The sequence below is a fragment of the Arhodomonas sp. KWT genome, assembly GCF_010993615.1.
Map to the genome: position 1 here is coordinate 1 of NZ_WNXE01000997.1, position 605 is coordinate 605.

A 605-nucleotide genomic window follows, 5' to 3' on the forward strand; every position below is an offset into this window, starting at 1 on the left:
TCCTGCATGCGGTCGTGGGCGAAACGAAAGCTGCGGGAGACGACCCGGTCTCCGACCAGGGCGGGATCCCCCACGGGCAGTATGAACTCCTCGTCGAGCACCGGCCGCAGCAAATCGTAGACATCCGTCATCTCGCGCCCCGCCAGCCAGGCGAGGATATCGAGATCGAAAGACGTCCCGAGGCACGCCGCCCAGGAGAGTAGCTGCTGGCTCTCCCGCGGCAGCCCGTGCAGGCGGTGAAGCATCAGGTCGACGACCTGATCCGGCACCCCGGCACCGCGCACGGCGTCCAGGTCCCAGCACCACTGGCCGGCGTCGTCCATGAACAGCCAGCCCCTGTCCCGCATCGTGCGCAGCAGCTGCCAGATGAAGAATGGATTGCCGCCGCTGCGGTGCAGCACCTCCTTTGCCAGCTCCGCGACCTCACCGGCGGAGCGCCGGGCGCCCTCAGTCAGCAGCGTCGTCACGTCCGCCTCGGTCAACGGCGAGAGCTCCAGCGCACTGAGGGTAAACCGCCCCCGCTCCTGGAGCGTGCGCCGGGCCAGCATCAGTGGGTGGGTGGCGGGGACCTCGTCGTCCCGATAGGCGGCGATGATCAGCAGCGG

1 pseudogene is annotated in these 605 nt (G+C 68.9%); it reads right to left on the bottom strand.

What is annotated here, in order from left to right:
- Positions 1 to 605, bottom strand: a pseudogene (locus tag G7A99_RS23760) (hypothetical protein); the annotation flags it as partial.